This window comes from Nitrospirota bacterium (assembly GCA_040756155.1).
In the GTDB taxonomy this organism is placed as follows: Bacteria; Nitrospirota; Thermodesulfovibrionia; order JACRGW01; family JBFLZU01; genus JBFLZU01.
In genome coordinates this window covers 1-4,060 of sequence record JBFLZU010000004.1, presented here as the reverse complement: position 1 = coordinate 4,060, position 4,060 = coordinate 1, and the positions used below count along the sequence as shown (strand labels likewise).

Genomic DNA, 4,060 nt, shown 5'->3' with positions numbered 1-4,060 from the left:
AGAAGCCTTTATAATTCTGTCCTGTTTTTTTGAGCACGACATACTCAGAGATTACATCAACAATGTCAACGCCCTGTCGGATTCTTTCAATGATCTCATCTGACACATAAGTTTGCACTCTTTCCTCTAATTTCTTACAAATCTCTTAAAGCCAGAACAGGTTAATACTTCTATCGGTTCTATCTTACTTATCTCATCGAGTAGAAGGTTCATCCCAACGTTATCACTTGAGATATGTCCTGCAATTACAACATTAACATGGTTTTTTTCTGCCTCTTTTCTATGCTCATCACTTAAATGCATTGCTACAATTGTTCCTATCCCTGCCTGGGCAAGACTGCCAAATATCTCCTTAGAGCCCTCTGTTCCACCTGTCATATCAACAAAAATCTTTCCTGATCGTCTCTCTTTTGACCCTATAAGTATCTTTGGACCTGCATTATTTCTCGATGCCTCTTTATACTCAGGAATACTGTTTAGTTGGTTCATAACATCATCAATCGTATCTGGCTTTGTTTCGTCAAAGAGTTTCTGAAGGTAATTAGCCACCGAGTTGTCAGAGGGGGTATGTGCACACATAATAGGGATGTTCAGCAGGATAGCTGCATCGATAGCCCTTGTATGATTTACAGGCATTACCTTTCTTTCAACTTCTTTAATCCTCTCACTCAGCAATGCCTCCGCAACATTTATAGGGATACCGTATCTATTAAGTATATCAGCCTGCATATGCATAACCTCGTAAAAATTGGCATATGCCTTTCCCTCAGGATGATGTGAAAGGGCGAGATCTATCTTTTCGCCCTTTGATATAAGCCTATCTGCGAGGAGTATCTCCGGCACCTCAATATCAATTCCAACAAGTATTCTCTTCACCTTAGTATTTCCATCACCAAATAGTATCCGTGTATCAGCATAAGGGTTGGTAAGGGATTCTAAATCAAAATACTCTTTCTCTTTCTCTTTCAACTCCTCAAAACGTCTTTTCCTCCTGACAAGATCCTGTTCTACAGCCTCTTTCCCCCTCGGATCCCTCTCTATTCCTATTTTTACTATTGCTTCGTAAAAATCTCTTAGTTTCAAGATTGCCCTCCCAGGCATCCTTTTACAAATTCACCCACGAGTTTACCATCAGCCTTGCCCTTTATCTCTGGCATCAATACCTTCATGACCTTACCGAAATCCTTCAGACCGGATGCCCCGGTCTCAACTATGGCTTCCCTTATCTTTTCCCGTAATTCATCCTCAGAGAGCTGTTCCGGGAGGAAGGATTGTATGATGTTTAATTCCGCTGTTTCTTTCTCTACAAGGTCCTGCCTGCCTCCTTTAGCAAACTGTTCGATCGAATCCCTCCTCTGCTTCATCTGAGAAATAAGTATCTCAACCACCTCTTCATCAGAAAGACTGCGTCTTTTGTCTATCTCCTTGTTTTTAATAGCGTTTCTCAGCATTCGGATGGTATCAACCCTCACCCTATTCCCTGTCTTCATCGCCTGTTTTAGGTCCTCTGATAGTTGTTCGATGAGAGTCATCTATTACACCATTATCTTTGTGCGCTTGAAGGCTTTTTTGCGTGAGGCTAAGAGTTTTTTCTTCCGTCTTATACTTGGTTTTTCATAGTGCTCTCTTTTCTTTATCTCTGAAAGGATACCTTCTTTTTCGCACTGTTTCTTGAATCTTCTGAGGGCATTCTCTAAGGATTCACTTTCCTTCACCTTTATTCCCGGCATACATCACCCCCCTCTCCTGTTCAGAAAATCTATCATATTATCAGCGATAGGGGGTTTCTCTGTCAAGAAAAATGGAGGGAGGCTGTTGCTGAACCCCTTGAGCGAAATTAGAGAATTTTTGGTAACAAATCCTAAATTCTCTCTTCAGGAAGCGAAAAGGATTGTTCGGCAACAAGATAGGAGGGATTGTTACCTGCTCGTTTTTATCCCACACCGATCACAGTATGATATGAGCTTACACTGGCTGCACAGTGGCGATATTGGTTTACAGATATTCTGCCCGTAACTGACAAGGAGGTCATTTATGGTTATCCAGTATTTTTGTGGGAGTTTTCTTCGTAGTTCCATCTCCGTCTGCTCAGGGTTTTTTGTGCCCACATATCCCCATCTGTTCATAATCCTGTGGACATGTGTGTCTACACAGATCCCTAACTTTTTATATCCAAGGGTAATCACGAGATTTGCAGTCTTTCTTCCAACACCTTTAATCTTAAGGAGCTCATCGAGCTCGTCAGGGACCCTTGAAGAATATCTCTGAACCAGTTCCTCAGATACTGATTTTAGTCTCTTTGCCTTTACACGATAAAACCCCACGGGATAGATCAACTTCTCTATGGTTCTAACAGGGAGTCCCATCATCTCCTCGGGTGTTGATGCAATCTCAAAGAGTCGTTCTGTCGCCCTTGCAGTCGTGCCATCTTTAGTCCTGAGACTCAAGAGACAGGATATAAGTATTTTAAAAGGGTCTCTTGTACTGTCTGCAACAACCCCGACAATCGGTGTCTCCCACCGTTTAACCTCCTTTTTCAGCATTGCCACTACCCTGTGTATGTCTCTGTCTTTCATGCGGAAATATATGAGAAGAATGGTGGAGGTGGTGGGAATCGAACCCACGTCCGAAGGCCTTACACTTAAGGTATCTACATACTTATCTCACATATCGCATTCGGCTATCTCCTTACCTGTGAGCGGGTAACAGAGATAACCTATCCAGTTTCTGTTTCATCCATTCCACACTGGAGGATGAAATGGACTATCCTACCTGTATCACACCTTATCAATGGCAATAGGCGACCATTGTAAGGCGTTAGCTGCGATTATGCAGCTAAGGCTAACTCGTAATTGTTAGCGTTTGTTTTTTCCCACCTGTTTAACGAGACCGATGGGACCTCGGTATGCAACCCCAGCTCCGTACCCCCGTCGAAACCGGTCACCCCCCTTTAACTACAGTTGTCAGTGAATAGTGGCAAGTAGAAACTAACCAAATGCCACCCACCGATTGCTATCTTTTCATTGCCCGTTCGACTTCTCTTCGGGCGTCTTTTTCTTTCAGGGATTCCCTTTTATCAAAGAGCTTCTTGCCTCTTGCAACAGCCAACTCTACCTTTGCCTTCCCACGAAGAAAGTATATCCTAAGTGGAATAAGGGTAACTCCCTTCTGGGAAATCAATCCATAAAGCCGTGTTATTTCTTCCTTTTGCATTAAGAGTTTTCGTGTCCTCAATGGTTCGTGATTCTCAATATTACCATGACTGTATGGACTGATGTGACACTGAACAAGAAATAATTCACCATTCTTGATGGCTGCATAACTATCCTTCAGATTTGCCTTGCCTTCCCTTAACGCCTTTACCTCTGTCCCCTGAAGCACAATACCCGCCTCGTAGGTTTCCTTTATCTCATAGTCATGGTATGCCTTTCTATTGGTGCATACCGCTTTTTCTCTATCCACCCTACGAGTCATTGACAATTATAAAATAACACAAATCTATCTATAAATCAATGCCCTATTTGATTTTCATTCCCCCTTTTCAGTACTTTATCCAATACCCTATCAATGTTATCAAACCAGTAATTTCTATAACCGTCTTGCGGAAGTCTGTTAATATCATCAGCACGTAAAAATGTATAAACTCTTCCCATTAAATCTTTAAATTCAAACTTTCTTGGTTTGCTGTTATCTTCTTCAAATATCATTTTGTACCCATCCACTTTATGCATGTAATCAGTGTGCTTTATTCCCTTTGGGTCAATAAAAACAATAGAGTAATTATCACCTTTCTTAAGCCAAAATATAAAATCCGGGTTAAATTTGCTAATCCTATTACTATCAGGATGATAGTAGGGGATATACACTTCGTCCAGAGTCTCATCCAACTTACTAAAAAACCACCAATCAAACTCATTAAATTTATTTCCATTCCCGCTCAAGTAATCTTCTAAGTCACTAACAAATTTTACTTCGCTTTGGGTTTTAATTATATGGGTTATATAGTCTATCTTTTCTTCATCAGTGAGAATCATAGGGACATAGTAATGGTTAGTAATAT

7 protein-coding genes and 1 other RNA gene are annotated in these 4,060 nt (G+C 41.2%); all 8 read right to left on the bottom strand.

Annotated features, from left to right (window positions below; translation table 11 throughout):
• The coding region (locus tag AB1488_00515) for a CHC2 zinc finger domain-containing protein (GenBank protein ID MEW6408588.1) at nt 1-106 on the bottom strand (106 nt) is incomplete at its 3' end.
• Nucleotides 107-126: 20 nt separating this feature from the next.
• Nucleotides 127-1,083 carry an NGG1p interacting factor NIF3 gene (locus AB1488_00510; protein ID MEW6408587.1) on the bottom strand — a complete coding sequence of 319 codons (957 nt, stop codon included), beginning with the start codon at nt 1,081-1,083 and terminating at the stop codon, nt 127-129.
• Nucleotides 1,080-1,532 (bottom strand): GatB/YqeY domain-containing protein, encoded by a 453-nt coding sequence (locus AB1488_00505; protein MEW6408586.1) that lies wholly within the window; start codon nt 1,530-1,532, stop codon nt 1,080-1,082. Before AB1488_00505 ends, AB1488_00510 begins: the two co-directional genes overlap by 4 nt.
• A gap of 3 nt (nt 1,533-1,535) precedes the next feature.
• Nucleotides 1,536-1,730, bottom strand: coding sequence for a 30S ribosomal protein S21 (gene rpsU, locus AB1488_00500; GenBank protein ID MEW6408585.1), 195 nt, complete (start codon nt 1,728-1,730; stop codon nt 1,536-1,538).
• A gap of 189 nt (nt 1,731-1,919) precedes the next feature.
• Nucleotides 1,920-2,576, bottom strand: coding sequence for an endonuclease III (nth, locus tag AB1488_00495; GenBank protein ID MEW6408584.1), 657 nt, complete (start codon nt 2,574-2,576; stop codon nt 1,920-1,922).
• Between the two features lie 20 nt (nt 2,577-2,596).
• Nucleotides 2,597-2,948, bottom strand: a transfer-messenger RNA (tmRNA) gene (gene ssrA / locus AB1488_00490).
• 64 nt (nt 2,949-3,012) lie between these two features.
• Nucleotides 3,013-3,474: an SsrA-binding protein SmpB gene (smpB, locus tag AB1488_00485; GenBank protein MEW6408583.1), complete on the bottom strand. Its 462-nt coding sequence runs from the start codon at nt 3,472-3,474 to the stop codon at nt 3,013-3,015.
• Nucleotides 3,475-3,509: 35 nt separating this feature from the next.
• Nucleotides 3,510-4,060: restriction endonuclease subunit R (locus tag AB1488_00480; protein ID MEW6408582.1), on the bottom strand; the 551-nt coding region annotated here is incomplete at its 5' end.